General features: G+C 53.3%; 1 rRNA gene. It reads right to left on the bottom strand.

Annotated features, from left to right (window positions below):
- Window positions 1–18: 18 nt before the first annotated feature.
- Window positions 19–2,591 (bottom strand): 23S ribosomal RNA (locus PYW49_RS23235); the annotation flags it as partial.

Raw genomic sequence — 2,591 nt, 5'->3', positions numbered from 1 at the left:
AAACAGCTTCGGCGTTGTAAGGTTAAGCCTCACGGTTCATTAGTATCGGTTAGCTCAACGCATCGCTGCGCTTACACACCCGACCTATCAACGTCGTAGTCTTCAACGTTCCTTCAGGACCCTTAAAGGGTCAGGGAGAACTCATCTCGGGGCAAGTTTCGTGCTTAGATGCTTTCAGCACTTATCTTTTCCGCATTTAGCTACCGGGCAGTGCCATTGGCATGACAACCCGAACACCAGTGATGCGTCCACTCCGGTCCTCTCGTACTAGGAGCAGCCCCCCTCAATTCTCCAGCGCCCACGGCAGATAGGGACCGAACTGTCTCACGACGTTCTAAACCCAGCTCGCGTACCACTTTAAATGGCGAACAGCCATACCCTTGGGACCTACTTCAGCCCCAGGATGTGATGAGCCGACATCGAGGTGCCAAACACCGCCGTCGATATGAACTCTTGGGCGGTATCAGCCTGTTATCCCCGGAGTACCTTTTATCCGTTGAGCGATGGCCCTTCCATTCAGAACCACCGGATCACTATGACCTGCTTTCGCACCTGCTCGAGCCGTCACTCTCGCAGTCAAGCTAGCTTATGCCATTGCACTAACCTCCTGATGTCCGACCAGGATTAGCTAACCTTCGTGCTCCTCCGTTACTCTTTGGGAGGAGACCGCCCCAGTCAAACTACCCACCAGACACTGTCCGCAACCCGGATTACGGGTCTACGTTAGAACACCAGCCATTAAAGGGTGGTATTTCAAGGGCGGCTCCACGCAGACTGGCGTCCACGCTTCAAAGCCTCCCACCTATCCTACACATCAAGGACCAGTGTTCAGTGTCAAGCTATAGTAAAGGTTCACGGGGTCTTTCCGTCTTGCCGCGGGTACACTGCATCTTCACAGCGAGTTCAATTTCACTGAGTCTCGGGTGGAGACAGCCTGGCCATCATTACGCCATTCGTGCAGGTCGGAACTTACCCGACAAGGAATTTCGCTACCTTAGGACCGTTATAGTTACGGCCGCCGTTTACCGGGGCTTCGATCAAGAGCTTCGCGTTGCCGCTAACCCCATCAATTAACCTTCCGGCACCGGGCAGGCGTCACACCGTATACGTCCACTTTCGTGTTTGCACAGTGCTGTGTTTTTAATAAACAGTTGCAGCCAGCTGGTATCTTCGACTGATTTCAGCTCCACCCGCAGGGGCTTCACCTACATATCAGCGTGCCTTCTCCCGAAGTTACGGCACCATTTTGCCTAGTTCCTTCACCCGAGTTCTCTCAAGCGCCTTGGTATTCTCTACCTGACCACCTGTGTCGGTTTGGGGTACGATTTGATGTTACCTGATGCTTAGAGGCTTTTCCTGGAAGCAGGGCATTTGTTACTTCAGCACCGTAGTGCCTCGTCATCACACCTCAGCGTTAATAAACGACCGGATTTACCTAATCGTTCCGCCTACATGCTTAAACCGGGACAACCGTCGCCCGGCTAACATAGCCTTCTCCGTCCCCCCTTCGCAGTAACACCAAGTACAGGAATATTAACCTGTTTCCCATCGACTACGCCTTTCGGCCTCGCCTTAGGGGTCGACTCACCCTGCCCCGATTAACGTTGGACAGGAACCCTTGGTCTTCCGGCGAGCGGGCTTTTCACCCGCTTTATCGTTACTTATGTCAGCATTCGCACTTCTGATACCTCCAGCACCCCTCACAGGACACCTTCAACGGCTTACAGAACGCTCCCCTACCCAACAACGCATAAGCGTCGCTGCCGCAGCTTCGGTGCATGGTTTAGCCCCGTTACATCTTCCGCGCAGGCCGACTCGACCAGTGAGCTATTACGCTTTCTTTAAATGATGGCTGCTTCTAAGCCAACATCCTGGCTGTCTGTGCCTTCCCACATCGTTTCCCACTTAACCATGACTTTGGGACCTTAGCTGGCGGTCTGGGTTGTTTCCCTCTTCACGACGGACGTTAGCACCCGCCGTGTGTCTCCCGTGATAACATTCTTCGGTATTCGTAGTTTGCATCGGGTTGGTAAGCCGGGATGGCCCCCTAGCCGAAACAGTGCTCTACCCCCGAAGATGAGTTCACGAGGCGCTACCTAAATAGCTTTCGGGGAGAACCAGCTATCTCCCGGTTTGATTGGCCTTTCACCCCCAGCCACAAGTCATCCGCTAATTTTTCAACATTAGTCGGTTCGGTCCTCCAGTTAGTGTTACCCAACCTTCAACCTGCCCATGGCTAGATCACCGGGTTTCGGGTCTATACCCTGCAACTTAACGCCCAGTTAAGACTCGGTTTCCCTTCGGCTCCCCTATACGGTTAACCTTGCTACAGAATATAAGTCGCTGACCCATTATACAAAAGGTACGCAGTCACACCACGAAGGTGCTCCCACTGCTTGTACGTACACGGTTTCAGGTTCTTTTTCACTCCCCTCGCCGGGGTTCTTTTCGCCTTTCCCTCACGGTACTGGTTCACTATCGGTCAGTCAGGAGTATTTAGCCTTGGAGGATGGTCCCCCCATATTCAGACAGGATACCACGTGTCCCGCCCTACTCTTCGAGTTCACAGCAAGTGTGCTTTCGTGTACGGG

Source organism: Enterobacter chinensis (assembly GCF_034008295.1).
In the GTDB taxonomy this organism is placed as follows: Bacteria; Pseudomonadota; Gammaproteobacteria; order Enterobacterales; family Enterobacteriaceae; genus Enterobacter; species Enterobacter chinensis.
The sequence above is the reverse complement of the archived record's forward strand: the minus strand, read 5'-3'. Positions and strand labels throughout refer to the sequence as shown.